The organism is Nibrella viscosa (assembly GCF_039541875.1).
GTDB lineage: Bacteria > Bacteroidota > Bacteroidia > Cytophagales > Spirosomataceae > Nibrella > Nibrella viscosa.
Genome location: NZ_BAABHB010000003.1, coordinates 457,284 through 482,722 on the forward strand (window position 1 = coordinate 457,284; position 25,439 = coordinate 482,722).

General features: G+C 54.9%; 17 protein-coding genes. 5 read left to right on the forward strand and 12 right to left on the reverse strand.

What is annotated here, in order from left to right; genetic code table 11:
* Window positions 1-54 precede the first annotated feature (54 nt).
* The 3 genes from polA to ABD931_RS10490 all read left to right on the forward strand — a co-directional run bounded on the left by polA (window position 55) and on the right by ABD931_RS10490 (window position 4,504).
* On the forward strand, window positions 55-3,078 hold the full coding sequence (gene polA, locus ABD931_RS10480; protein ID WP_345266739.1) for a DNA polymerase I: 3,024 nt from the start codon (window positions 55-57) through the stop codon (window positions 3,076-3,078).
* 94 nt (window positions 3,079-3,172) lie between these two features.
* Complete coding sequence (locus ABD931_RS10485; RefSeq protein ID WP_345266741.1) at window positions 3,173-4,030, forward strand: universal stress protein; 858 nt, start codon at window positions 3,173-3,175, stop codon at window positions 4,028-4,030.
* A gap of 141 nt (window positions 4,031-4,171) precedes the next feature.
* Window positions 4,172-4,504: a hypothetical protein gene (locus ABD931_RS10490; protein WP_345266743.1), complete on the forward strand. Its 333-nt coding sequence runs from the start codon at window positions 4,172-4,174 to the stop codon at window positions 4,502-4,504.
* Between the two features lies 1 nt (window position 4,505).
* On the opposite strand, the gene ABD931_RS10495 is transcribed toward ABD931_RS10490, so the two are convergent.
* Complete coding sequence (locus tag ABD931_RS10495) at window positions 4,506-7,076, reverse strand: TonB-dependent receptor domain-containing protein (RefSeq protein WP_345266745.1); 2,571 nt, start codon at window positions 7,074-7,076, stop codon at window positions 4,506-4,508.
* A gap of 357 nt (window positions 7,077-7,433) precedes the next feature.
* Between ABD931_RS10495 and ABD931_RS10500 the strand changes: the two genes are divergently transcribed.
* Entirely contained in the window at window positions 7,434-8,867 is a 1,434-nt protein-coding gene (locus ABD931_RS10500) for an ester cyclase (RefSeq protein ID WP_345266747.1), read from the forward strand.
* 51 nt (window positions 8,868-8,918) lie between these two features.
* Here the strand turns inward: ABD931_RS10500 and ABD931_RS10505 are convergent, their stop codons facing one another.
* From ABD931_RS10505 to ABD931_RS10525, 5 genes are read right to left on the reverse strand one after another with little or no spacing between them, the layout of a single operon-like run.
* The gene (locus ABD931_RS10505; RefSeq protein WP_345266749.1) at window positions 8,919-9,551 is read right to left on the reverse strand and encodes an outer membrane beta-barrel protein; all 633 of its coding nucleotides are present in this window, start codon (window positions 9,549-9,551) and stop codon (window positions 8,919-8,921) included.
* Window positions 9,552-9,594: 43 nt separating this feature from the next.
* On the reverse strand, window positions 9,595-11,421 hold the full coding sequence (locus ABD931_RS10510) for a serine/threonine protein kinase (protein WP_345266751.1): 1,827 nt from the start codon (window positions 11,419-11,421) through the stop codon (window positions 9,595-9,597).
* Between the two features lie 13 nt (window positions 11,422-11,434).
* A complete protein-coding gene (locus ABD931_RS10515; RefSeq protein WP_345266753.1) occupies window positions 11,435-12,370 on the reverse strand; it encodes a Stp1/IreP family PP2C-type Ser/Thr phosphatase in 936 nt (311 codons plus the stop codon).
* A gap of 36 nt (window positions 12,371-12,406) precedes the next feature.
* The gene (locus ABD931_RS10520; RefSeq protein ID WP_345266755.1) at window positions 12,407-13,600 is read right to left on the reverse strand and encodes a serine/threonine-protein kinase; all 1,194 of its coding nucleotides are present in this window, start codon (window positions 13,598-13,600) and stop codon (window positions 12,407-12,409) included.
* Between the two features lie 23 nt (window positions 13,601-13,623).
* Window positions 13,624-15,321 carry a trypsin-like peptidase domain-containing protein gene (locus ABD931_RS10525; protein ID WP_345266757.1) on the reverse strand — a complete coding sequence of 566 codons (1,698 nt, stop codon included), beginning with the start codon at window positions 15,319-15,321 and terminating at the stop codon, window positions 13,624-13,626.
* Window positions 15,322-15,634: 313 nt separating this feature from the next.
* Here ABD931_RS10525 and ABD931_RS10530 point away from each other — a divergent pair, with 313 nt between their 5' ends.
* A complete protein-coding gene (locus ABD931_RS10530) occupies window positions 15,635-17,722 on the forward strand; it encodes an ATP-binding protein (RefSeq protein ID WP_345266759.1) in 2,088 nt (695 codons plus the stop codon).
* Here ABD931_RS10530 and ABD931_RS10535 read toward each other — a convergent pair.
* The 6 genes from ABD931_RS10535 to lpxA all read right to left on the reverse strand — a co-directional run bounded on the left by ABD931_RS10535 (window position 17,703) and on the right by lpxA (window position 25,361).
* Window positions 17,703-18,353 (reverse strand): response regulator, encoded by a 651-nt coding sequence (locus ABD931_RS10535; protein ID WP_345266761.1) that lies wholly within the window; start codon window positions 18,351-18,353, stop codon window positions 17,703-17,705. The genes ABD931_RS10530 and ABD931_RS10535 overlap by 20 nt on opposite strands.
* Window positions 18,354-18,436: 83 nt before the next feature.
* Window positions 18,437-19,726 carry a metal-dependent hydrolase family protein gene (locus tag ABD931_RS10540; RefSeq protein ID WP_345266763.1) on the reverse strand — a complete coding sequence of 430 codons (1,290 nt, stop codon included), beginning with the start codon at window positions 19,724-19,726 and terminating at the stop codon, window positions 18,437-18,439.
* Between the two features lie 249 nt (window positions 19,727-19,975).
* A complete protein-coding gene (locus tag ABD931_RS10545) occupies window positions 19,976-20,434 on the reverse strand; it encodes a DUF4920 domain-containing protein (RefSeq protein ID WP_345266765.1) in 459 nt (152 codons plus the stop codon).
* Between the two features lie 113 nt (window positions 20,435-20,547).
* Window positions 20,548-23,778, reverse strand: coding sequence for a DUF7948 domain-containing protein (locus tag ABD931_RS10550; RefSeq protein WP_345266767.1), 3,231 nt, complete (start codon window positions 23,776-23,778; stop codon window positions 20,548-20,550).
* Window positions 23,779-23,843: 65 nt separating this feature from the next.
* Window positions 23,844-24,461, reverse strand: coding sequence for an ABC transporter ATP-binding protein (locus ABD931_RS10555; RefSeq protein ID WP_345266769.1), 618 nt, complete (start codon window positions 24,459-24,461; stop codon window positions 23,844-23,846).
* 102 nt (window positions 24,462-24,563) lie between these two features.
* Complete coding sequence (gene lpxA, locus ABD931_RS10560) at window positions 24,564-25,361, reverse strand: acyl-ACP--UDP-N-acetylglucosamine O-acyltransferase (protein ID WP_345266771.1); 798 nt, start codon at window positions 25,359-25,361, stop codon at window positions 24,564-24,566.
* Window positions 25,362-25,439: the final 78 nt, after the last annotated feature.

Genomic DNA, 25,439 nt, shown 5'->3' on the forward strand with positions numbered 1-25,439 from the left:
TCAGGTTTGCCCGGAGTCCGGAAACTTACAGCCGTATTATTCGTTATTTTTTAAATGGCTAAACCGCAGAAAAAACTATTCCTGCTCGACGCGATGGCGCTGATCTACCGCGCCCATTTTGCGTTTAGCAAGGCTCCCCGCATTACCACCCGAGGGCTAAATACCAGCGCCGTTTTCGGCTTTATGAACGCGCTGCTGGAAGTGCTGAACAAAGAAAAACCAACCCATATCGGGGTGGCTTTCGACTCGGCCAGGAAGACCTTCCGGCACGAGCAGTTTCCGATGTACAAGGCTACCCGGCAGTCGCAGCCCGAAGATATCAGCGTGGCAATTCCGTACGTCAAGAAAGTCATCGAGGCTATGAACATCCCGATGCTGATTATGGACGGCTACGAGGCCGATGATATTATTGGTACGCTGGCCAAACGGGCGTCGCTGGCGGGTTTCGAGGTGTTTATGATGACACCCGACAAAGACTATGGCCAGTTGGTGGAAGACCATATCTATATCTATAAACCGGCTTTTATGGGTAAGTCGGCCGAGAAGCTGGGTGTGAGCGAAATTCTGGAGCGCTGGCAGATTCAGGACATCAGTCAGGTGACGGATATGCTCGGTCTGATGGGGGATTCGGTCGATAACATTCCGGGTATTCCGGGCGTTGGGGAGAAAACAGCCCAGAAGCTCATCGCCGAGTTCGGCAGTGTGGAAAACCTGATTGCCAATGCCAATCAGTTGAAAGGTAAGCTGAAAGAAAATGTGGTTCAGTTTGGGCAGCAGGGCTTATTGTCTAAGCAGTTGGCTACCATTCATATTGATGTGCCGGTGCCGTTCGACGAAGATGCCCTAATCCTGTCGGAACCCGATAAACCCCGGTTGTCGGCGCTGCTCGATGAACTGGAGTTCCGGCAGATGCGCCGGCGCCTGCTGGGTGAGGACTACGATGGACCGGTCCCGCAGACGGCCCCGACCCAGAAATCGACCGGTCAGATGGACCTCTTTAGCGCTCCGGCGGCTTCTACGCAATCCAAATCGGTGGCAGAGCCGACCGGGGCCGATGACCTGCCATTTATATTTGATGAGTCATCCGCTACGGGGGCAACGGCTCCGGAGCCGGCCAAACCCAAATCACGCCGGGCTAAAGCCGATGTGGCGGTGGTCGTACCGGAAGCATCGGGAGCGTCGGCCACGCCGGTGCCCGACAGCCCGGCGTTTCTCAACTTCGAAATGGAAGAGGTGGAGTGGGAGAACAAACCCACCGGACCGCGTAGAACCATTTACTCGGTCGTACATGATTACCGGCTGGTCGATACCGCCGAGCTGCGGGCCAGTCTGGCGCACTACCTCAGCCTGCAGGAAGCCATCTGCTTCGACTCCGAAACTACCGCTATCGATCCGGTAGAAGCTGATCTGGTTGGGCTGGCGTTTGCCTACCGCAAAGGAGAAGCCTTTTATGTGCCCGTGCCCCCCGACCGGCAGGAGGCCCAGGCCATTGTGGACGTCTTTAAGCCGGTGCTGGAGAACCCCGGCATCACGAAGATTGGTCAGAACCTGAAGTATGACCTGCTGATGCTGAAAAAGTACGGTGTGGAGGTGCAGGGCAAGCTCTTCGACACCATGATTGCCCACTACCTGATTGAGCCGGAACAGCGACACAACATGGACGATATGGCCCGTAAATACCTCAACTACGAGCCGGTATCCATCGAATCGCTCATTGGTCGCAAAGGTCCCAAACAGGCAACCATGCGGGAGGTGGATATCGAAAAAGTGGTGGAGTATGCCGGTGAAGACGCCGATATTACCCTGCAACTGCGGGACACCTTTTTGCCTCAGCTTGAAACAAACAAGGTAACAAAGCTATTTGAGCAGGTGGAGATGCCGCTGGTGCAGGTGCTGGCCGATATGGAGTTGGAAGGCATTACGGTGGATACCAACGCCCTGGCAGATCTGTCGGCCACGCTGGAAACCGATATGCGGCAGGTGCAGCAGGAAATTTTTCAACTGGCCGGTGGCGAGTTCAACATCGGTTCGCCCAAGCAGTTGGGCGAGATTCTGTTCGACCGGCTGAAGCTGGACAAGAACGCCAAAAAGACCAAGACCGGACAGTACGCTACCGGAGAAGAGATTCTCTCGAAGCTGGAAGAAGAACACGAAATAGCCCGGAAGATCCTGGATTTTCGGGAGCTGATAAAGCTCAAGAATACGTACGTTGATGCGCTGCCGCTGCTGATCAGCCAACGCGACGGTCGGATTCATACCTCGTTCAACCAGGCTGTAGCGGCTACCGGCCGCCTGAGTTCAACAAATCCGAATCTTCAGAACATCCCGATCCGGACGCCGAGAGGGCAGGAAATTCGGAAAGCCTTTGTGCCCCGCAGCGAGGAGTACCTGATCATGTCGGCAGATTATTCGCAGATCGAGCTCCGTATTATGGCTTCCTTTAGTGGCGATGAAACGATGCTCGAAGCGTTTAATCAGGGTATCGATATCCATACGTCTACGGCCAGTAAGGTGTTTCGGGTGCCGCTGACGGAGGTTACTCCCGACATGCGCCGGAAAGCCAAGACCATCAACTTCGGGATCATCTATGGTATTTCCGCGTTTGGGCTGTCACAGCGGCTGAAGATCCCCCGCAAAGAAGCCGCGCAGATCATAGAAGACTATTTTGTAGAGTTTCCGGCGGTGAAGGCTTATATGGACAAAAGCATCGGGCAGGCCCGGAACTGCGGCTATGCGGAAACCATTCTGGGGCGTCGGCGCTACCTGCGCGATATCAACTCGCGGAACATGACCGACCGGATGTTTGCCGAGCGCAACGCCATCAACGCGCCCATCCAGGGCAGTGCGGCCGATATGCTCAAAATTGCTATGATCCGCATTCATGACTACATTCGCGAGAATCGCCTGAAGTCGCGCATGATCCTGACAGTACACGACGAAGTGGTCTTCGACGCCCACCGTGACGAACTGGACATGCTTCGGGAGAACGTCAACTCGATCATGCAGACTGCCATTCCGCTGGCCGTAAAAATGGAAACCGGCATCGGCGTCGGCAAAAACTGGCTGGAAGCCCACTAACAATAATTAAGAATGATGAGTTAAGAGTGATGAATTATAAAGCGTACGTCAGCTTAACTCTTAATTCTTCATTCTTCACTCTCAATTCTTAACTATGAAAAGTATTCTGTTTGCCACCGACTTCACGAATGCTACCACGCCGGCTCTGGAATGGGTAAAGCTGATTGCCAGGCAATACGGCTCTATGGTTACTATTCTGCACGTATTTCAGCCGATGATTCCGGATACTACGCTGCCGGTTATGGGCGACATGGGCGCGGGCGTAGCGGCCTCCCACGATATTGAAGAAATCAGCCGCCAGAACCTGAATGAACTGGTTACCCGCCTGTCGGCCGAAGGCATTAACTGCCAGTCGGAATGGCGGACCGGGGCTGTAGAAGACGAAATCCTGGGAACTGCCCGGGAGTACCAGGTTGATCTGATCATTACCGGCCGCAGCGATATTACTACCTTTTTTGACCGGCTGGCGGGCAGTGCCGCTGCCGATGTGGCCATAGATGCCCCTTGTCCGGTGCTGGTGATTCCGATGCCGCACGAAGGCGTTACTGCGCGGCCGGCTCAGATTCGTACCATTATTTACACCACGCAACTGGAGTTTGACGAGAACCACATTCTGCGGCAGGCATCGGGACTGGCGCAGACGTTTAATGCAACACTGAAGCTGATGAAGGTCGATGCCAGCAATCAGCCCAATGTTAATCCCGACGATCAGATTCTGCGCGATATTCGTCGGGAGTTCGGCTATGAGAACATTCATGTCGATAAGGTCGAATCGCGGACGGTGACGGGTGGCCTGCTGGAGTACCTGGAGAAGCACGATGCCGATCTGCTCATCATGACCACTCGGGAACGGGGCTTTCTGGCTGGCCTGCTGAACCCCAGCCTGACCGAGCGCATGGTGTTGCGGTCGCCAATACCCCTGCTGGTTTTTCACGCCAAAGAAGGCTACTAAAAAGCCGCATACCGGGCTTATCGTGACCAGCACGTCAGTAAATTTTTCCGGCGGTGCTACAACGTAAAAAGGTTACGTTTTTGGGCGGTTTACTTTGTTGGAACGAACAGTAAACAACCGCTTCGGCGGCCCAAAAATCCAATGAACGCCTTACACCCTGAAAGCGCAGCCAACGGCGGTGCTCACGTACCTGTATTCACAAAACGAACCGGAGCCTTAACAGCCCGGCAGTTATTTGACATTGAATTGAGTGTGCTACAACTGGCCGATCTGCTCGCCGGTGCAGCGCCGGATGGCTCTTCTACGCTGCTTGCCGGTAAACGGGCTATTGTGGCCGCGCTGACACCCCGCCGGCGAAACGCTCTCAGACGGAGTCAGGCCTTACTGGGTTATTACAGTCGGCAGGTAGCGTGGCAGCACCTGTCTCCGGTTGTTATTGCGGCACAGGTACACGCGTGCCTGTGCCGCATCTAGTTTAGCGGGTGGTGGTCCGGCTGCCTGCTTTATCCTCATTATTAATCTGTTTCCGCTGCCGGCCGTTGCCGCTGGTGCTTTGCCCAAACTGCCAAGAGAAATAGACCCGCGCCGACCGGGTAACGGTGGCATTCCGGCTGAACGAGGTAAAGGTAGGGGTGTCCAGATTTGTATCCTGCCGGATTTCGTGGTGAAATGGCGTATAGGCCGTGACAACAAGGCTGGCCCGTTTGTTCCAGAGATCTTTTTTTGCCGATATGGTATAGGAATACCAGGCCAGGGCGTTCCCCTGCAGCATAATGGTTCCGGTGGTATAGTTGCCGTCGGCCTGCACCGTAACGGTCCGGCCTATCCGGTACGAGACATTGGCCGTGGCGCTCCCGATCAGGCCCTGGTTGCTTTGCCCGAGGCTGGCACTGCTGATCTCGACCCATTGCAGATGGCCCCCGCCGGATATATTCAGGTTTCTGACGGGCTGGCTATTGGTACTTAGCTGTAGTCCATAGAATCTGCGCTGCGCTATGTTCTGTGGTTTCCACAGAGAGATTCCGTGTATATCCATGCCCATCAGGTAGTCGATAGCGTTATTTGTCTGCTGGTAATAAAGGGATGAGTTGATAAACAACCCTTTTTTCGTAAACAAACTGTATGAAAGCTCCGGTGAGTGTGTCAGTTCAGGATTCAGTTCCGGATTACCGGTAGACAGGTATTTAGGATTACTGGAGTTGATAAACGGGTTGAGGTACCAGACTGTAGGCCGGGCTATTCGCTGGGTGTAACTAATCCGGAGCGTATGTTTGTTGTTAAACGTCCGGGACACCATGACGTTGGGCATCAGGTTCTGGAATTGCCGGTTCAGGGTTGTCTGGGTACCAAAGAAACTACCGCCCAGGAAGGTGTGCTCCAGCCGTCCGCCGGCGCTGAGGCTCCACTTCCCTGCCTGGGCCGCCCGCAGCGATGCGTAGGCCGTGTAAACCTGCTGCTGGTAATCGAAGGCGCCGGACCGGTTGGGCATGGGGCGGTAACTGCCTGAGCCGTTGAGGGCCTGCTCCAGGGAAAAGTCGCTGCCGATGTCGCGCAGGATTGCCTTAGCGCCAATCTCTGTGTTGACCAAAGGGGTATTTTGCCGGTTCCTGATCCGGAACGGGTGCGTGTAGTCGGTTTGAAAGGTAAGTTCGTTGTTCCGGCTCAGGTTGGTACTGCGTTCGCGATAGGTGACTATTTCAGCCATAGTCGATTCGGTGGCTGTGTAGGTATACTGGTCAGGAATATAGCTCCCCTGCATCATGACCGACAGTTCGGGTCGGAGGCTCTTATCGGCCGTATGCTGAACATCCGGCTGCGCAGGAGAGGCCTGAAACGGCAGGGTAATGCCCCGCCGGAACGTTTTGGTGTACGTCAGGTTAACTTCGCCGTTGCGGTACGCGTCCATAAACCGGATGTCCCACTGAAACTCCTGGATGGTACGGTTGCGGTTATCGGTCAGCAGACTGTAAAGCCGGCTGTTGTTTGGCCAGTTGCCACTCCAGCCGTACAGCCACAAACTGAGCCGGGCCGTAGAGTCAATATCATAATCGAGGCTCACTTCGGCATTACCGCCGGTGCCGGTATTATCCTGGCTGGTACGTTGGTAGAGTGTGTTGATGGGGCGGCCATTCTGGAGGAATGTCCGATACACATCGGCATCCCCGATAGTACGATATTCATAATAGCCGCCGGTCAGGTACAGGCCCAGTCGCCGACCCTGGACACTACCGTACCCACCCACCGACCGAACCAGGTTGCCAATTGACCCGTTAAGGCCGCCGTTGATGCCCTGGCGGGGCTTTTTTGTGGTGATGTTGATAACGCCTGCTGTGCCTTCGAGATCGTACCGGGCTCCCGGACTGCTCATAATTTCCACGGTTTTAACCTGATTACCCGGGATTTGCCGGAGGGCTTCGGCCAGATTACGCGCCATCAGGCCAGAGGGCTTGCCGTTCAGCAGTACTTTTATCTGAGTGTTGCCGCGTAGCCGTACGTTGCCGTTCAGATCCACACTCAGCACGGGTATGCGCCGGAGCACATCGGTGGCCGTACCACCCCCGGCCGCAATGTCTTTTTCGGCATTGTACACCAGCCGGTCGCCTTTGTCCTCAATCATGGCCCGTTGCGCCGTTACCACTACCTCTTTCAGGGTCTTACGGTCTGGCCGCAGCCTGATTTGACCGATCGATACCGTGGGTCGGCTGTCGGTAAGCAGAATGTTGTTCAGCATTCTGGGTACATAGCCGATGCATGATACCAATAGCCGGTAGCGGCCGTTGGGGAGTTTGACAAACGAGATTTCGCCCTGGTCGCCGGTAAGATGGCTAATCACCAGCCGGTTCTCGGCGTTTAGCAGGGCCAGTGACGCGTACGGCACCGGCTTTTTATCGATGGAGTCAACTACCATACCCACTACTTCACCGGTATAGAACGGGGCAGAGGTTGTTCGGGGAACAGATGCCGGGGTAGGGGTAGCAGGCCGGGTTTGTGCCATAGCCATTCGGACAAGGATTGTCAGGCTTAAGCAGAGAAATAATCGTTTCATGCGTTACGAAAATGTAGCAAAGGAATCAGGAAATTTGCATTCCTCAGTGGTACAACCTTGTTTAATTCAATTATAAGTTATGCCTTTGAGATTGCCCCCTGGCATCAACGGTGCGCATCAAACGTACAATGGTGACGAATACAGCCTGTTTATCCAGGTGGCTGTGACCAATCCGGAACCTGAAGCCCTACAGGAATAATACCAGATTTGGAGCATGAGTGGCTTTGGCGGGTAATTATACTGAAATTTGCGATTGATACTATGTTTTTATGAATAATTATAGTAAAAAGTAGAATTAGCCAAGAGGTCAGGATCAATATACAGGTTTTCCTGTAGTCGGAATGTAGGTCTTTGGGTATGGTACGGGAGCCGGGAGTCAAAGAAATTGGTACCGATATTGGAAGAATTACCCTGAACACCGATTTGTATAAGCTGCACAAAACGGGGGAGGGGCATAGTGAGTTCGGCATGGACAAAACGGCCGAATTACTTGATGGCGGCTTTGGGCTTTATTCGACGACCGATGTAAGGAAAAATATTGGGCCGGTTAAAACTCAATACTACAGAATTTCTCTGACCCGGCAGGACAGTGCCCGGTTTGATATTGGACTTGAAACCTATCAACCGTACCGAAACTGCATCCTGTTTGGAATACCAGGGCAGGTTTTTTCATTCTATGACGTCAGTGAGGATTTTCTGGCGTATTACATGCTGTTTGGCGAACAGTTTATTTCCCATTCATTGCTGAAGGCAGGTCAGCAGGAGTACTTCCCCTTTCTAACCTATGCTGGTTTACAATGCTTTGAACTGAATACGGATACGGCCAGTGAAATTGAGGCAATTATCTTCAAAATAAATGACGAAGTGAGCAAACGGCAGTTTATGTGTCATGACGTTATTTGCTTGTACATACAGCTCATTCTCATCCACGCCAATCGCCATTACGGAGCGATACTACGCACCGGTCAGGCCACCTCAAACTCGCTGCAGCATTTGTATACCAGCTATCTGAAACTGGTGAGCCGGCAATTTCTTACCGTTCGAAGGGTTGCCGACTATGCCGATATGCTTCATGTGTCGCCGGATTATCTGAACAGAGCGATCAAGTCCTGTTCCGATAAAACAGCCCATGAGCTAATCAACAACATGATGCTGATGGAAGCCAAGGCGTACCTGCTATATGCCGATTTATCAATTGCTGAGATTGCCTACAAGCTTGATTTTGCGGACCCATCGCACTTCAACCGCTTTTTCCGGAACTTACCCCGCTGGAGTTTAGAAAGCAGTCGTAAATATCCCATACATGGTCGGATTCGTTCAATGAGCCTCTCTGCTGCAATCATGAACTTTGGCTGTTTAATCAATCATACTACAGCCATGACAACCGAACAAAACAAAGTACTCGTCCGCTGGATCAACAAAGAGTTTATCGAGGGCGGCAATCTGCAGACATTCAATGAGATTTTTGCCGAGGATTTTGTTAACTACACAGCTCCTCCTGGCTCTCCGCAGAATCGTGACGGGGTTGTTTACTTCTTCAATCACTTATTAAAGCCTGCTTTTCCCGATTTAACGGTGGAAATTCATGAAATGATTGCCGAAGGGGATAAGGTAATCACCCGTAAATCATTTCATGCTACACACAAGGGCGAGTTTTTTGGCGTACAGCCTACCCACAAAGAGGTAGTAATGGACGTAATTGACATCATTCAGTTGCGCGATGGAAAGTACATCGGTCACTGGGGTATCCTGGATGTTCATCGTTTATTGGCGCAACTGTCTGCTCAGTAAAAAACGGCAGTTTCTGTGAACAGGCCATGAAAAAGGGGGAGTAGTTCCCCCTTACAACTCGCTCAGATACAGAATGAGTCCCAGTGATACCCGGAAGGTAGTGACATCGGCGCGATTGCTGGAGTCGAAGCCGTTAACCTGAATGGCCGATTTGCCGCCCCCCTGAAACGCGCCGTTCAGCGTAATGGCCAGCGGCAGGGCTACGTAGTAACTCAGCCCTCCCCCAACGTGTAAGGCACCCCCCTTAAACAGGAGGTTATCATAGCTGTTTCCGTTGACAACCTGGTCGAGCTTTCCGGTGCGCCGGGCGTAGCCCAATTCGACGTATGGCCGGAGCGGACGCGTGGTGGCCCGGAAGTTGAACCGCAAACCGCCGGTCAGGCTGCTGATGCGAAAGGCTTCGGCATCGAGTTGGTCCAGACTCATGAAGCTGATGTCATATTGACCGAAGGCCTCCAGCCGCTGCGTAAACCCATACCCAACCCGGACACCGAAGCCAGAGCCGCTACCCGCTTGTTCGTCCAGGTATTGAAAGTAATCCGACGACCAACTCAGGACATTGCCCTGAATGCCCAGGCTGAGTCCTTCGGTGGTGGAGCGCTGCCGGAGAGTTTGCCCGTACGACGGAGCCGTTGCCAGCAGCGTGTATGCAATAAGGATAGATGTAAACCAAAAGGAGCGCATAACTTGAATGGTGAGTTTGTGATACTGCTTGATGGTGGAAAATTCAATGTAGGGTAATAACACTGTCGCCGGTGCGTACTTCGAAGGTCTGGCCGGAGCGGAACAGCACGGCCTCGCCTTTGGCTTCCTGACTGATGGTGGCCGACCGGAGCGGTATTTGCTGACCGTTGACGGCCTCAACGGCCTGAATGCGGATCTCCAGCAAATCCCGATTGGTAAACAGCCCGTCGCCCGTCCGCTTAATCCGGGTTATTTCGCCATACGCCGTAGCGCCTTCCCGGATTACCACCTGACCATCACTCATCACCGACTCCGTCACCCGGAAGCGAAGGTTCTGCCCTTCTTTGGCGCTGGCCGAGGAGATGCTTTCCGTCAGGGCCAGATTGACCCGAACCCGCCGGATGGCAATCGACTTCTGCGATGAAGCCGGTGACGTAGGGGCCGACCGTTCGGCCGGACGTTCCACCACGGGGTCGGTTGGGGTACCGGTAGCAGGCTGCTCCTGAACCGGCGGTTTTTCGTCTCTAGGCGCTACCGGATTAGGGTTGCCCGATTTGCCGGCCCCCGGTTTCTCGGCAATAGGCTTGCGCGGTTCCGATTTGCGGGGCTCCGGGTTGTTGGGTTCCGGCTCCTTAGGCGTCCCGCTCCTGGGCGAATCGTCGACCGGTGCCGGTTTGGTAACGGGTGCCTGAACCGGCTGATTGGTCTGGCCGGTGGGGAGCGAAACCGCCCCCGACGATTCTGCCGGCTCATCCGACATCTGTTGGACCGGTGTCTGATCCGTTACCGAATCAATACTGGCAGTGGTATTCTCTGTGGGTGCCGTGTCAGTCAGCATCAGCACGATAAAGACAACGGCCAGCAGCGTGAGCACCCCGGCCAGCGACAGCTCCCAATTGGCCCTTACCCAGCTCGTCGACAGCTGCGTCATACGCTGGATCTGCGTCGCCGGTGTCATGCGTTTAGTTGCCGAGGTCAACTGGCGTTTTGGCTGAATGTCCAGCACGGCCGTCATCGGCAGAGTAGGTCCTAATGTGGCCGGGTCCAGCACGGGAGCCTGCGTGTAAAAAGGCTGGAGGGCCTGCTGAAACTCTTTCGCATCGGTGAAGCGTTTGGCCGGGTTTTTATCCAGGGCTTTCTGGACAATTGCCTCCATCTCTTTCGGAATCTGACCGTTCAGTTTCCGGAGCGGAATGGGCTTGTCTTTAATGATGCTCTGCATCAGCTCATAATCCGTGTTGCTGGCAAAGGGTAGCTTGCCCGATAGGAGCTCGTACAGCAGCACGCCCATGGCGTATATATCGGATGCCGGCGAGGGAGCTTCTCCCCGGATGAGTTCCGGAGCCATGTATTCCAGGGTGCCCACAATGCGGTTGGCCTGGGTCAGCCGCTGTTCGCCCGCCATCCGCGCAATGCCAAAATCCATCAGTTTAACGGTCCCTTCGGGCGTCAGCATCAGGTTGGCGGGTTTAATATCGCGGTGCAGAATGTTCTTGCGGTGGGCGTGGGTCAGTCCTTCCAGGCCCTGCCGTACAATTTCGGCGGCTACGGCCGGCGATAAGGAGCCGGTTCGGCGGAGCAGGGCCTCCAGGGTTTCGCCGGCAACGTACTCCATCGCCATAAAGTAGTCGGTACCGTCCTGGAGCAGGTTATACACTACGGCAATATTGGGGTGGTTGAGCCGGGCGAGTATCAGGGCTTCGTTCCGGAACCGCTCCATGAACGACGTCTGATTGAGCAGGTGCGGATGCAGCATTTTCATGGCTACCAGCCGCTCCAGCAGCGTGTCCGTTGCCTGATAAACGGTACCCATGCCGCCTTCGCCCAGCAGTGCGTCAACCCGGTATTGTTGGATAAGTCGGCCCTTCATGGGAAGTGTATGGTTAGTCATTGGAAATTTCTATGTCTCGCGTCAGTGGAAGCTCAATTTCTCTGGTTTCGCGGGGCTCGGCTTCAACGCCTACGCTGGTGCGTTCGGCTACAACCACGGTAATGTTATCGTGACCACCCCGGGCTTTGGCCATCTTAACAAGCTCGTCGGCGGCTTCCATTAAACTACCGTGGCTGAGCATCCGGACCAGGTCGGCCTCCCGGCAATATTCGTACAGGCCGTCGGAGCACAGCAGCAGCCGGTCGCCGGGGTCAAAGGGTAAGATACAGCGGCCCAGATCTATGCGCAGATCGGCCTTGGTACCCATAGCCTGCGTCAGCACGTTCCGTTCCGGATGGGTGGCGGCTGCCTGTTCGGTAATTTCGCCGGAGCGCAGCAGTTCCTGCACGTAGGTATGGTCTTCGGTCATCTGGATAAGCTGCCCGTGCTTGAACAGGTAGGCCCGGCTATCGCCCACATGAGCATAGTAGAGCTGCTGATTCTGCACCACCACGGCCGTACAGGTCGTGCCCATACCCCGAAAGGTCGGGTGCTGCTTAGCCTCCTCATAGATCTGCCGGTTGGCGATCTGAAATGCCCGTACTAAGCTTTTCTCGATGGTATCGTGGTGTTGAAAATAGTCGCGGCTGACAATCTCGGCGGCCATCTGACTGGCTACTTCACCGGCCAGATGCCCCCCCATGCCGTCAGCCACCAGCAGCAAATAGCCTTTTACCCGGCGCAGGCCTTCGTCGGCCAGCCGGACAAACAGGCCGGTATCTTCGTTGTTGGCCCGGACATTGCCCAGGTCTGAGACTACCACCGCATTTACGTCACTTACCAGGGGAGACGGATCGGGCGTGTTGTCGGTGGGCGTAGACGTCTCTTCCGGTTCCGGCCGGTGGGTCGGTTGCGTTTGACCAAAAAGACGTTTCAGGAAATTTTTCATAAAAGTCTGTAAATGGGTCCCTTTGGGCCGGACCAGCTATTTGTCAAAATAACACTGGTATAAATGGTTGACGCCAGGGTCGATCACAAACTGCCGTTCAACCCCCTGGTGTCGAATAGTGATCGGGAGGGCTTCGCCGGGAATCCGGTTCACCACAAATGGTTCTTTGTTCTGGACGCTGCCATCGGGCAGGACCAGTTGCACATCATAATCGGCATTGACCACTTCTACCTGAATCTGCTCATAGCGAGTGGGTTTAACGAGAACCTCCGGCTCCGGCGGCTCGGGCTGCGCCGGCGAACCAAACCAGAACCAGAGGCCCGTGGACAGCAAGATTGCGCCGGCCAGGATCAGACCGAATGTGTTTTGCCCCGACCGGACCCACTGCTGGGCCTCCTGCGTCAGCGTTCTCAGCCGCTCAACCGGCTGACCGGGGGTTAGCGCCCGGACCAACCCGGTGGCTGTCGGACGCCGGGCCGGGTTGGGTTGCAGGCAGGCGGTAATCAGGTCGGCCAGATGCGGGGCCAGGGCCGGATTCAGCAAACGCGGGGGCGTATACTGCCCCCGCTCAATCTGCCGGCGCAGCATCAGCGGGTTCTTATCGTCAAAGGGCAGGTGCCCCGTCGTCAGTTCGTAGAGCAGCACGCCCAGCGACCACACATCCGATGTAAGGGCTACCTGGTGGCGAAACTGCTCCGGGGCCATATACTCGGAGGTGCCAACAATATGGCCGGCCTGCGTCAGTTGGGGCGTAAACTTGCCTTTCGAGATGCCGAAATCCAGTAGCTTGGCCTGCCCATCGGGCCGGATGCGCACGTTAGAGGGCTTAATATCCCGGTGAATGATGCCCTGCTGGTGCAGGTAGGCCACTGCCCCGGCAATCTGGCCGAAAATACGGATGGTTTCGGCGTTACCGAACCGTTCCCGTTTCCGGAGTAATTCATCGAGTGGCCGGCCTTCTACCAGTTCCATAATCAGCGCCGGCCGGTTGTCGAGCAGACTATACTCGTACAGGGCGGCAATATGCGGGTGCGATACCGACGCCTGCACGTAGGCTTCGTTGCGGAAGCGGGCGGCAAACTCGGGCCGGTACAGTACTTTGACCGCAGCCGGCTGCCCCGAGGCCTGGTGTACCGCTTTAAAGACTTCCCCCATGCCACCCGCACCGAGGTACTCAGTCAGCCGGTAATCGGCAACGACCTGATGGAGTAGCGGGTGAACGGGAGACATGGGGAGTCTGGTTTGCGGGTTTGTTAGTCTACTACCTGCCGGCGGCCCATCAGTTCCATACCGTATTTGATGGGTATGGCAAAGGTGATACGGGTGGCGTCTTCGCGGCTGGTGCTGGCCGAGAATATCCCGATAACGTTGCCGTCTTTATCGAATACCGGTCCTCCACTGTTACCTGCACCGGTGGCGTTGGCGGTAAGCTGGTAATAATCGCCAAACTCACTATAGTAGGCGGCTGCTTTGCCGGTGGCCTGTCCGCGCAGAATTTTGCCGATATTGCCGGGCGTCACGGTGGCGTCGGGCACCTTGATAATCTGCGGGTTGCGGTTGCTGAAGTCGGAAGAGTATTCACCCACCACCACATCCGGCGAAATACCCGGATAGCCCATTACCGTTATGGTCTGGCCGGCGGCAATATCCTTATCGGCATCGCGCAATTTCACCGGCGTCAGCGTTTCGGCCAGATCAACCTTAATGATAGCCACATCATGTTTCATAGACACGGTAGGTTTACCCTGTGCCGGGAAGCGCTGCTCGTTTTTGTTAAAGGTTACATCCAGGTAGGTATTTACACCCTCAATTACTTTACCCGACATCGGTTTGCGACCAAAGAACTGGGTTTCGGCGGGTACCCACCGGAACGGCTCTACCGCCCGGTTCGGATCAACCTGCCAGCCTTTGGGTCCCTTCACCAGCAGCAGACCGGGAAAAGCGTCCTGCGGGAAGCTGTAGTACGAGTTCCAGGCGGCCGCTACGTGCCGGTTGGTCATAATATGGCCCTGGGGCGACACAACAAACCCTGAACCGCTGGCTCCGTACATGGCAATCGGGCGACCGGCCTGAACATTCTTTTTGGTGTCGAGCACCGGTTCGATATGGCCGTCGGCGGTTTCAACGTAAAGTGCTACTTCCCGGATGCTGCCGTCTTTTTGTTTGATCGGCATATACTGGTGGTATATATCGTCGCCGGTTGGGGTAAAGATCAGTTTATAGCCAAACTCGATAAACACTACTTTATTGGTGTTGGCGGCCGCAATCTGCTCCACAGACAACCCGTTATCCGCTTTGACCTGCTGAATAACCGGGGGTTGATTAACCACTACGGTCTCACGCTTGCCCAGCTTATCCCGGAAGGCGTAGCCGAGGCCGGCCAGTACCACCAGCACGACCGCAGCACCCAGCAGCACCGAACGAGTTGTTTTCGTCCGCTCGGTACTCATCATCCGCTCAACGGTCTGCTTGCCCAGCCCCACCTTCTGCGGCATACCGGAGCCGCCATCGTCGGTGAGCGTTGGCATGCCCGACAGGCTGATTTCGCTGGTGGGTTTAAACGACGGCACTTCAATAACCTGGGTATTCATCAGCAGGCCGGCGGGGCGTGGGTTCAGGTCGAACTGAAAAACAGGACCACCCTGGCCCAGTTGAATCTCATCGCCTGGTTGCAGTATGGCAGAACCGTTGACGCGGTTTCGGTTGACGAATATACCGTTCCGTGAGTTGTTGTCGATGATGCTGAAGCGCAGATCTTCGCCGGTATCTTTTACGATCTTACCGTGTTCGCGCGAAACGGCCGTATCGTGTTCCGGATCAAATCGGAGCGCATTGGACGAAGCCCGGCCGAACGAAATCTCCGCGTATTTTTTGTAGTCAAATTCCTCGACCTGGTTGGCTTTGGTTCCGGACAGGTGCCGGATAACGAAACGATCTACAGTAGTTGTCATGACTATGCGAATTGAGGGTGTTATAGTTGCTTTGCTGGTTTGTAAATGTGCAGGCGCGTTTGGCTATTTCCGGCCTTATTCCTGCTGAAACGGTAAAAGCCCGTTTGAACTGACGCAAACCCGGCGCTGAAAAATCTGTCGCCGTTTGAATAGGACAAAGTTGGCGGATAAAGCCTCCGCAGGAAATCGGGAAAAGCCTTGATATTATACCCCGGAAAACCTGTATTTTTTCCCTACAGGTTTTCCTATAGGCCCGTATACGTCTTTGACTTTAAAGGAATTAAACCGTAAATTCATCCCACCCCTTTTCCTGATGATTATGCGGAATCTCTACATCTTCCTGTTCTGTCTTGCCTATGCGGCAGCTACTGCCCAGAACCCGGTACTTGATTCGCTCAACCGGCAGCTACCGCAGCTACGGGCCGATAGCGTTAAAGTGAGAACCCTGCACGAACTGGCAACCAACTACTGGTGGAACGGCTATGACTCGCTGGCCCGGCAAACCCTGACGGACGCCCTGACGCTGGCGAAGCAGGTGAAAGATGCCAGGGGCGAAATTCGCGTCCGGCTGGCGCTGGCCCGAATCGAGGCCGATTACCTCTCCGACACCAAATCGGCCCACGCTACCCTGGACACAGCCGAACGCATGGCTATTGCCATTCATGATCTGTCACTACAGGGGCAGGTGCTGCTCCGGCGGGCACAGCTTTATGTGAACATCATGGCAAAGCTGCCACTGTCCCGACAGCTTATCAACAAGGCATTGACGCTATTTAGGCAGGCTGGCGATATACAGTGGCAGGCGCAGGCGTATAACGAAATCGCCATCGCCAAAATGGGCGAAGGGCAGTATGTGGAGGCTATCAACGCCTGGCTGCAGGCCCGCCGGTTGCAGGAACGCATTCAGGACTGGAAAGGGCTGCGGGCCACGCTGCCCAACCTGGGGGCGGCTTATGTGAAGGTAAACAGGAACGACGCGGCCTTTGCCTGCTTTGCCGAAGCCGAAAAAGTGGCCGCCCGGCTGAACGACGAATTGGTCCGGATATTCATTCTTGGCAAGAAAGCCCAGATTCTGGAGAAGGAAGGGAAATATACCGAAGCCCTTCCGCTTTATATGCAGCAGGTAAAGGTATACGGAGAGCGCCATGTACCGGCTAATCTGGCGCGGGCGTATGCCAATGCCGGCCGGATGTACCTCCACCTGAAGCAGTACGACAAAGCACTGTCGTATACTACCCTGTCGCAGCGGACCTACCGGAATACCGTCGAAAAATCGCAGGAGGTGATGGAGCACAGCGCTCAGGCTACCTTTGGGCAGATCTATCTGGCGCTGAACCAGTACCAGCGGGTGATTCCGTATGCATCGGCGGGATTGGCCTGGACCAAAGGCGTTAAAGAGATGCGTCCGGAGCGGACCGAGTACATCCGGCAGCTCGCCGAAGCCTACGAACACCTGAACCAGCCGGCCAAAGCCCTGTATTATTACAAGTGGTACAAAGCCGAAGCGGATACCATGCTGAACGATGAAGCCATTCAGAAGGCAACCATAGCCGGCATGACCTACGATTTTGAGAAAAAGGAGCAGGCTGGGCGGCTGCAGCAGGCCCGGCAGCAGAGCCTCATCCAGTCCCTGGAAAACGATAAGCTGAACCAGTCCCGCAACTTTCTGATCGTATTGCTGGTTCTCAGCGTCGGCATTCTGAGCCTTGCTTTCTGGAGTAACCGGCGGCTGCGGGAAAAGAATCAGGAACTGCGGCTAAAGCACGCCGAAATTGAAGCGGCTTTGTATCAGGGACAGACCCTTGAGCGGAAGCGCGTTGCCGGCGAGCTGCACGATAGCGTAGCGGCCAAAGTATCGGCCCTGAAGTGGCGGCTGGAAGCCCTGGATACCTCGCAACTGGATCTGAGCCAGCAGCAGGAGCATACCCGGTTGCTGGAACAGATGGGGGAAGTGTACGAAGATATTCGGACGATCTCCCACAACCTGATGCCCGAAATCCTGGAGAAGCAGGGCCTGCAGGCGGCTCTGATTAAACTGACCGATACCCTGAACGTGCAGAACCGCACACGCTTTTTGCTGGAAGTTGATGAGTCTGGAGAAAAGATATTCGGGAAAACAGCGTATGAACTCTATGCGATCACGCTGGAACTGGTGAACAACATTCTCAAACACGCCCATGCCCGCCGGGCCAATATTGTTCTGCAGCGCAGTCAGGGCTTACTTACTTTAACAGTACAGGACGACGGCCTGGGTATAAACAAAGCCCAAAGTGCCGACGGTGTTGGTTTGCAAAATATCCAGTCGCGCCTGGAGCGGCTCGGAGGAACGTATCTGATCTCCAGCCGGGAGCCCGAGGGAACCTGTATCAACGTCAGGGTGCCTATAGCAGTCCATGCCTGACGGCGTACTTAATAATGCCGATGGAGTTTTTGACGCCCAGCTTGCGCAGGATGTTGTGCCGGTGCGTCTCTACGGTGCCGGGGCTGATAAATAGTTTCTCGGCAATGGCGTTGGTGGAAAGCTCCTGGGCAATCAGGCGGATAATGTCAAGCTCCCGGTCCGTCAGCGGGGCCAATGGAGCCGGCGCTTCGTCCGATGGGCGTATAGGCTCCACCGGTAAGGCCATCAGCTTCGTCATCACCGATTCCGAAAAATACTTTTCACCCCTGGCTACGGTTTTCAGGGCTTTCTCCAGTTCCGCTTTGCCGGCTTTCTTCATCACATAACCTGATATGCCGGCCCGGAAGGCATCCCGGATACTGTCGACATCTTCGGAGATGGTCAGCATCAGTACCTTGGTGGTGGGAAAATGCTGCCGGATCTGCAGCGTGAGGTTAATGCCGTCGAGGTGGGGCATATTCATATCGGAGAGGACTACATCAACGGCATTCCCGCGCAGAAAGTCAACGACATCGCGGCTGTCATTAAATGTGCCGATCACCTCGATACCATCAATGCGGCTCAACAGCAGGGACAGACTGTCCAGAATCATTTCGTGATCATCGGTAATGATGACGCGGATTGGAGACATACGGCGGTCAGTTGGGCTAAACCAAAGATAGCCATAGTTTAGCGAGTGGCAAGGGCCTGGTACGTATATTCCTGCCGGTAGGCTTATTGTTTGTAAACCTTGCCGTCTTTCATTACAAACCGGACCGTTTGCAGGGTTTTGATGTTCTGTAGCGGGTTTTGGTCCACGGCAATAATATCGGCCAGTTTACCGGTTTCAATGGTGCCGATCTGGTCTTTCATCCCTAATAGTTCGGCATTGGTTACCGTAGCGGATTTGATGGCTTCGGCCGGTGGCATGCCCGCTTCTACCATGTACTCAAATTCCTTAGCGTTGTTGCCATGAATGAATACACCCGCATCGGTCCCAAAGGCGATCTTAACACCGGCCTTGTAGGCTTTGGCAAAGGTATCCTGGATTTTGGGGCCGATAGCGATGGCTTTGGCGGCTACCATTGGGGGGTAGTAGCCAAATATCCGGGCTGAGTCGGCGGCTGTCCGGCCTGCAATAATGGTGGGTACGTAATAGGTGCCGTGCTTTTTGAATAAGGCAATCGCTTCGTCGTCCATCAGCGTGCCGTGTTCGATGGTGGTTACGCCGGCACGGATGGCCCGTTTCATGCCTTCGGCCCCGTGAGCGTGGGCGGCTACGGTAAAGCCGTAGTCTTTCGCAGCTTCAACAACGGCTCTCACTTCTTCTTCGGTAAACTGGGGACCGGAGCCATCTTTGGCCATGCTCAGCACACCACCGGTAGCGGTGATCTTAATGACATCCGACCCATCTTTATACCGTTGGCGCACGGCCTTGCGGGCATCTTCCGGCCCGTTAATAACGCCTTCGTTCGGGCCGGGATCACCCATCAGGTCTTTGCGGTAGCCGTTGGTCGGATCGGCATGACCGCCTGTGGTGGCAATGGACTTGCCGGCCGTAAAAATACGCGGGCCGTCTACCAGTCCCCGGTTAATGGCATTGCGCAGGGCGATGTTGACACCGGTACCACCTAAGTCGCGAACGGTGGTAAAGCCCGCCAGTAACGTTGTTTTGGCGATTTGCGCGGCCTGGAAGGCTATATCGGGTACGTTGTTGGTAAAGCGGTCGTAGGAGCCGCCCCGGCGCGTTTCGCTTTCGATATGCACGTGCATATCAATGAGGCCGGGCAGTACGGTTTTGTTTTTCAGATCAATAACCTGATCACTGCCCGCCGGGCGGCTGTAGCCTTTCTGAATGGCGGTGATCTTGTTGCCTTCGACCACTACGGTCATTTCCCGCTGTAGGTCACTGCGGGTACCATCCAGCAGTGACCCGCAGTGGAGCAGGGTGCGCTGGGCAAACAGGGGATTGGCAACTAAACAAAGGCCGGTGAGGACCAGCGAAATTTGGTAAAATCGATTCATAAAGACAGATAAGTACGAGTGGGCTACATTAAAACCGCAGGCAGCGGCTGATGCGATCCTAAAATAAGGAAGATTTTCTTTTAATTCAGCGCTAATGGAGGTTTAACGGGCGCTTAATTACTGTAGTCTGTAATCTGGATACATTTGTATTGTACTTAGTTACCAATAGCTCTGTACATTATAGTACCTACCGTAACGAAAAACCGCCCAAAAGGCGGTTTTTCTCTTATGCACCGGATTGGGTTATGATCAACGCTTCACAATAACGCCGTCGGCCACGAAGGCCAGCGCCTTTTCAGGCTGGGTTATTTTTGCAATCTCTTCCTTGCTCTTGCCGGCATCTTCAGCGTAGTGCCGGAGTTCGGCAACCGGGGTAGTGGTTGTCTGGGCGGTACCCTCAACAACTACGGTTTTTCCCACGATGTCTTTCGGTACAAAAAAGCCGTAATCCCGGAAGGTGACGCGCATGGTTTCGCCATTGCTGGTTTTTACCTTCATCCAACAGCCCTTTGCCTGGCAGACGGATTCAACAGTTCCCTCCACTTTGGTGTTGAGGGCCTCTTTACCGTTCATTTTTGCCGCCAGTTGTGTGGCGGGTATGGCGCCTTTCTCCGAAATCTTTTTGCCGTGGTAGCTGACAGCTTCCTGCTGGGCAAAAGCGCCGGCGGTAAGGCCCAGCATCAGAACGAGTGACAGTAGTTTTCTCATACGCTATAAACGTGTTTGGTACAAATATAGGAGTTTGAGGTTTGACGTTAAAACGGCGAAGCAACTTCAAACCTAAAACTTCAAACGGCACCGGCCGCCCGGCTCAAACTATCTTATTGCAGCACTTCCAGCCAGCCTTTGCATTTGGTGCCACTGGGCGTGGTCATAAGGTAGTAGTAGGTGCCGTGTGGTACGTTCGGACCCCAGTCATTACCGTAGTTATCGGTCCGGTACAGCAGCTTGCCCCAGCGGTTATAAATCTCCAGTTTGGCCCCTCGGATACCCAGGTCGAACACCTCGTTTCTGCCGTCGCCGTTGGCCGTAATCACGTTCGGGATCTCGCTCATGTTCTCTACCTCGATCGGCAGCGAAACAGCCAGGGAGCAGCCATTCTTAAAGGCGGTCAGCGTTACCTCATAACGGCCGGAGGTCTTATACTGGTAGCCTTCCGGAGTATTGGTGCGCAGGGTATCGCCGTTGCCCATCGACCAGACATACCGCTCGGCATTGGCCGTTTTGTTGGTAAACTCCAGCCGCATGGGCTGACCGCAGCTGGTAGCGGTGTTTAGGTTGAAGGCCGGGCGGTATGACTCATCAATGCTGATGGTTACACTCCGGCGGGCGGTGCAGCCAAACTCGTTTACCATATCGACGGTATAGGTGGTGGTTTTGGTCGGATTTACCACCGGGTTGGCGGCCGCGAGGGTGGTAATCCCGTCGGTGGGGGTCCAGGTGTACCGGGTGGCTCCCTGGGCCCGCAACTGCACTGTCTGGCCGGCGCAAAGCGTGGTGTCGCGGCTGATGCGGAAATCGGCCGGCCGGATGGTGATGACCCGTTTCGCCGAGTCGACCAGCTGGCAGGTCAGCGGATTATAGGCCCGCAGGGTAACCAGGTACTGCCCCGGCTTATCGAAAGTGTACTTGACCACATCTGTTGTCGTAGCGTTTGTTCCCCCGGTGATGGTCCATTCGTAGCGAATGCCGCCCTCGCTGGTGTTTACAAAGTCGAGCGTCAGTGGTGAACAGCCTTCGACCACGTCTTTTTTGGTGCCCTCATAAGTATCGAACGCAGCTTTCAGCCGGTCGATGTTGAACTTGAAGGCGACGTTGTTGCAGTTATCGCTGTTGTTGGTTTGCGACCAGGCCTGGGGTGTTGTTGGGAAGCGGGTGCCGCCACAGGCGCAGGCCGAGTGATAGATCACACCCGTTTTATCAAAACGGCAGGTACCGCCATCGACATGATCACCCCGATCGTTGAGTGGGTTAGCCGGGCTGTCGCTGCCCATATAAGTGGCGTACAGCAGCGATTTGGCCCCCCGCTCCAGCACGGCTATCCAGAAGTTACTGCCGTTGGTGGTGCGCTTGTAGGCATTGGTGGTCACCGGCAGGTTATTGGTGTTGCTGGCGGTGTTGTTGCCCGTGCGCTGGTTGACCACCCCACCCCAGCCGGAGAGATAAATGTTACCACATTCATTCACCAGAAAGGCCGTCGGACTAATATCGGCCACCCCCCGGCGACCAGAACCGACTACGGTAGAAAATACCGACTGCCGCAGGTCGCTCGATAGGGCGTGAATAAACTGACCACTACCTGCATTCTGGTAGATACCCGATGTTACCGGATAGGTGCCGTTGGTGAGGCCGAATACATACGGTCGCTCCTCGGGGTCAATGTCGATCAGGTATCCCACTTCATCGCGGGTAGTGCCGAGGTATGTTGCGCGTTCGAGCTGATCGTTCACAAAACGGGCCACAAACGCATCTTCTTCCCCGCCCAGTGTAGCCTGGTAGGCGCCGGTGGTACCAGGAAAATTGGTGCTGTGGGTTACCCCGGTTACGAACAAAGCTCCGGAGCGTGTCTGCTTCAGCCCGTAGGCGGCATCGTAGCCGCTGCCGCCCAGGAAGGTGGCCCATTCAAGTTGCCGCAGATCGGCACTGAGCCGTAGTACAATGGCATCGGCCAGACCGCCGAATCGTCCGGTCGTCGCCGGGAAATCGGTGGAGGTAGTTACGGTTGAGACATACACCCGGTCGGTAGGGTCTACCAGCACTTCGCCCCGTAGTTCATCGCCGTAGTTGTGAATGCTGAGGTTCTGCACCGTATAGTTCAGGCCGTCGTTCCGGCTGCCACCCACATACGTGCTGGCCGGGAGAGCCGTTCCGGTGGGGCTGAGCTTGCTGATGAACAGATCGGTACCCTGGCGGAAGAAGATGCTGCTGACAGCCGTAGTTGGGCCTGCCGGAGGAGCGTTGCCGGAAGGGGTAAACGGCTCTCCACCCGAAAACCGCCGGCTGAAAGCGCCTTCGGTGGTTGGGAAATTGGCCGAGGCTGTAACGCCATAGATGACCAGTTCACCTTTGCTGTTGACCATCATACTGTTTGGCGTCTCGACCAGACTACCGCCCAGAAAGGTAGAGTAGAGCAGTTGCCCGTTATTGGCGTTGAACTTGAAAATAGCCACGTCTATTTCTCCTGCATAATTGACCTGGTACGCGCCCCGCGATACGGTCATCTGGGCACCAAACACAATACCCCCGGCATACAGGTTCCCCTCGGCATCGTAGGTGGCGGTATGCCCCCAGTTGTCGGACCGGGAGCCGGTGTAGGTGGCAAATACCAGTTCAGGATCAATGGTCAGCGTCTGGGAGCGGTCGTAGCCGTTCGGAAAGATAAAGCGGGCGGTTGTACCTGCTAATTCCCACTTGGCGGGCACTTCAACGGCTTTTCCGTTTTGGCTGATATAGCTGTATGGCTGGCTTTCGCGGAAGGTATGGACGCTGGTCTCAATCAGCAGCCGTTTATCGTCCATCCGCAGCTTATCGGCACCCTGGTACACCAGCCGGATCACCGACGGATCGGCATTGGGCTGTACAATAAACTCGTATTTCAATGTCTCATAAAAGGCGTACAGCCGCAGATCGATGCCGGGGTAAATATCGTGGTAGATAATTTCGCCGTAGGAGGGCACCTCGCCGGCCCATTTGGTGGGGTCGTTGCCCAGGAAGTAACTGATCGGGATTGTGGCGGGGTGCAGGCCTTCAATCCGGCTGTCGGGCCGGCTACCGGCCAGTTCCATCTCCACGCCGTGAACCCGCAGGGAGGGGTTAGCGTAGGCTTCGGGTTTGCCGGCGTGCCGGTCGGCTACGGATTGGGAGTCGTAGAAGACATAGTGCAGGCTGGTTTGCTTCAAATACAGAAAACCACCCGGCAGATCGGCCCGGTAGCGTACGTCGGCGGGCCATTGCCCCCGGTTCTCCACAAACACGATTCCCTTGGAGGGGGCGGCCTGGAGTGACAGGCAAAACAGAAGGAGTGAAAGAATGGTGGAGTAGATACGCAACATACCGAAAACGGCTAGAGAACAGGCGTTAAATCTACAAAAACTATTCTTAAACCGAACAGTGGCGGTTACTTCCAGCGGGTAATATCCAGCACGTGAGGGCAAAATTCGTACTCCGAAGGTTGGTTGGAGCCGATCAGTAGCAGTTGATCGGCGGTGAGCTGCCGCACGTGCTCGTGATACCAGGCGGCTCCTTGTTTGTCCAGGTTCGAGGTCGGTTCGTCCAGAATCACCACCGGTACCTCCGAGTAGAACGCCAGCCCCAGTTTGACCCGCTGCTTCATGCCCGACGAGTAGAACTTGATTTCTTTATGAGCAGCATGGGTCAACTGCATCCTGCCGATGACGTCTTCGGGTGTATAGTCGGCCTTGAATGATTTGAACCGGCAATGGAAGTCCAGCAGTTCCAGCAGCGTCAGTTCCTCAATCAGCTCCAGATAGGGCGCGGCAATGATTACCTGTCGGAACCAGTCTTCAGACTCCAGCGCCTTCCCCTGTCGATAAAACGTTAGCGTACCTTCGGAAATGGGGAGGCTACCGGCCAGCAACTGCAGCAGCGTCGATTTGCCGCTACCGTTGGGGCCGACGAAGGTATAGCTGTTTCCGGCGTTCAGGTCTAAGTCAACCCGGCGAAAAATCCACTCTTTCCGGTATTTTTTACCCAGTTGTTCAGCCAGAATTTGCATGCATGATGGTTTGAGGTTTGAAGTTTAAGGTTTGAACGGGGCCGCCCGGCGGTTAAAACGGCGAGGCAACCTCAAACCTCAAACTTTAAACTTCAAACAAATTTACTCCTTCTCTACCCCCACGCTTGATGGGCCGCGCATGATGCCGCGCTCAGAGGTGCGGATAAAGTTAACAATTTCATCGCGTTCGTTGGAAGGGGGGAGTTCCAGTTCGATTTGAGTTAATGACTCAGCGTTGTTCAGCCCCCGCAGGTAGATAAACCGGTAAATCTCCTGAATTTCGCTAATCTTCTCGTTGCTAAAGCCGCGACGGCGCAGGCCAACGGAGTTGATACCAGTATATGCGAGCGGTTCACGGGCGGCTTTGGTATACGGCGGTACATCTTTCCGGACCAGCGACCCACCCGATACCATAGCGTGCGCTCCAATTTTGGTAAATTGCAATACCGAGCTTGAGCCGCCAATGATTGCCCAGTCGCCCATGTGTACGTGGCCGGCCATCTGCACATTATTGGTCAGGATACAGTTGTTGCCGATGCGGCAATCGTGGGCCACATGCGTGTAAGCCATAATCAGGCAATTGCTGCCGATTTCGGTCTTCCAGTGTTCTTCGGTGCCCCGGCTGATAGTGGCGTATTCGCGGATGGTGGTGTTGTCGCCAACATACGTCAGCGTGTATTCATTGTGGAATTTCAGATCCTGCGGAATAGCCGAGATAACGGCACCGGGGTATATGCGGCAGTTTTTTCCGATCCGGGCTCCTTCATTGATGACCGCGTGGGATCCAATCCACGTGCCTTCCTGTATCTCAACGTCTTTATGAATTACGGCAAATGGCTCGATAACAACGTTATGGGCTATTTTGGCTTCAGGATGGACGTATGCCAATGGTTGTAGCATTCAAGTTACGTTTTTTGGTCGATAGTCATTCGTCAATAGTCGCTGACGTTGTTTACTAACGACTATTGACCATCGACT

What these genes read in the sequence shown, in the direction of transcription:
- polA (WP_345266739.1), top strand. Translation starts at nt 55, where the DNA reads ATGGCTAAACCGCAGAAAAAACTATTCCTGCTCGACGCGATGGCGCTG.
- ABD931_RS10485 (WP_345266741.1), top strand. Translation starts at nt 3,173, where the DNA reads ATGAAAAGTATTCTGTTTGCCACCGACTTCACGAATGCTACCACGCCG.
- ABD931_RS10490 (WP_345266743.1), top strand. Translation starts at nt 4,172, where the DNA reads ATGAACGCCTTACACCCTGAAAGCGCAGCCAACGGCGGTGCTCACGTA.
- ABD931_RS10495 (WP_345266745.1), bottom strand. Translation starts at nt 7,076, where the DNA reads ATGAAACGATTATTTCTCTGCTTAAGCCTGACAATCCTTGTCCGAATG.
- ABD931_RS10500 (WP_345266747.1), top strand. Translation starts at nt 7,434, where the DNA reads ATGGTACGGGAGCCGGGAGTCAAAGAAATTGGTACCGATATTGGAAGA.
- ABD931_RS10505 (WP_345266749.1), bottom strand. Translation starts at nt 9,551, where the DNA reads ATGCGCTCCTTTTGGTTTACATCTATCCTTATTGCATACACGCTGCTG.
- ABD931_RS10510 (WP_345266751.1), bottom strand. Translation starts at nt 11,421, where the DNA reads ATGAAGGGCCGACTTATCCAACAATACCGGGTTGACGCACTGCTGGGC.
- ABD931_RS10515 (WP_345266753.1), bottom strand. Translation starts at nt 12,370, where the DNA reads ATGAAAAATTTCCTGAAACGTCTTTTTGGTCAAACGCAACCGACCCAC.
- ABD931_RS10520 (WP_345266755.1), bottom strand. Translation starts at nt 13,600, where the DNA reads ATGTCTCCCGTTCACCCGCTACTCCATCAGGTCGTTGCCGATTACCGG.
- ABD931_RS10525 (WP_345266757.1), bottom strand. Translation starts at nt 15,321, where the DNA reads ATGACAACTACTGTAGATCGTTTCGTTATCCGGCACCTGTCCGGAACC.
- ABD931_RS10530 (WP_345266759.1), top strand. Translation starts at nt 15,635, where the DNA reads ATGATTATGCGGAATCTCTACATCTTCCTGTTCTGTCTTGCCTATGCG.
- ABD931_RS10535 (WP_345266761.1), bottom strand. Translation starts at nt 18,353, where the DNA reads ATGTCTCCAATCCGCGTCATCATTACCGATGATCACGAAATGATTCTG.
- ABD931_RS10540 (WP_345266763.1), bottom strand. Translation starts at nt 19,726, where the DNA reads ATGAATCGATTTTACCAAATTTCGCTGGTCCTCACCGGCCTTTGTTTA.
- ABD931_RS10545 (WP_345266765.1), bottom strand. Translation starts at nt 20,434, where the DNA reads ATGAGAAAACTACTGTCACTCGTTCTGATGCTGGGCCTTACCGCCGGC.
- ABD931_RS10550 (WP_345266767.1), bottom strand. Translation starts at nt 23,778, where the DNA reads ATGTTGCGTATCTACTCCACCATTCTTTCACTCCTTCTGTTTTGCCTG.
- ABD931_RS10555 (WP_345266769.1), bottom strand. Translation starts at nt 24,461, where the DNA reads ATGCAAATTCTGGCTGAACAACTGGGTAAAAAATACCGGAAAGAGTGG.
- lpxA (WP_345266771.1), bottom strand. Translation starts at nt 25,361, where the DNA reads ATGCTACAACCATTGGCATACGTCCATCCTGAAGCCAAAATAGCCCAT.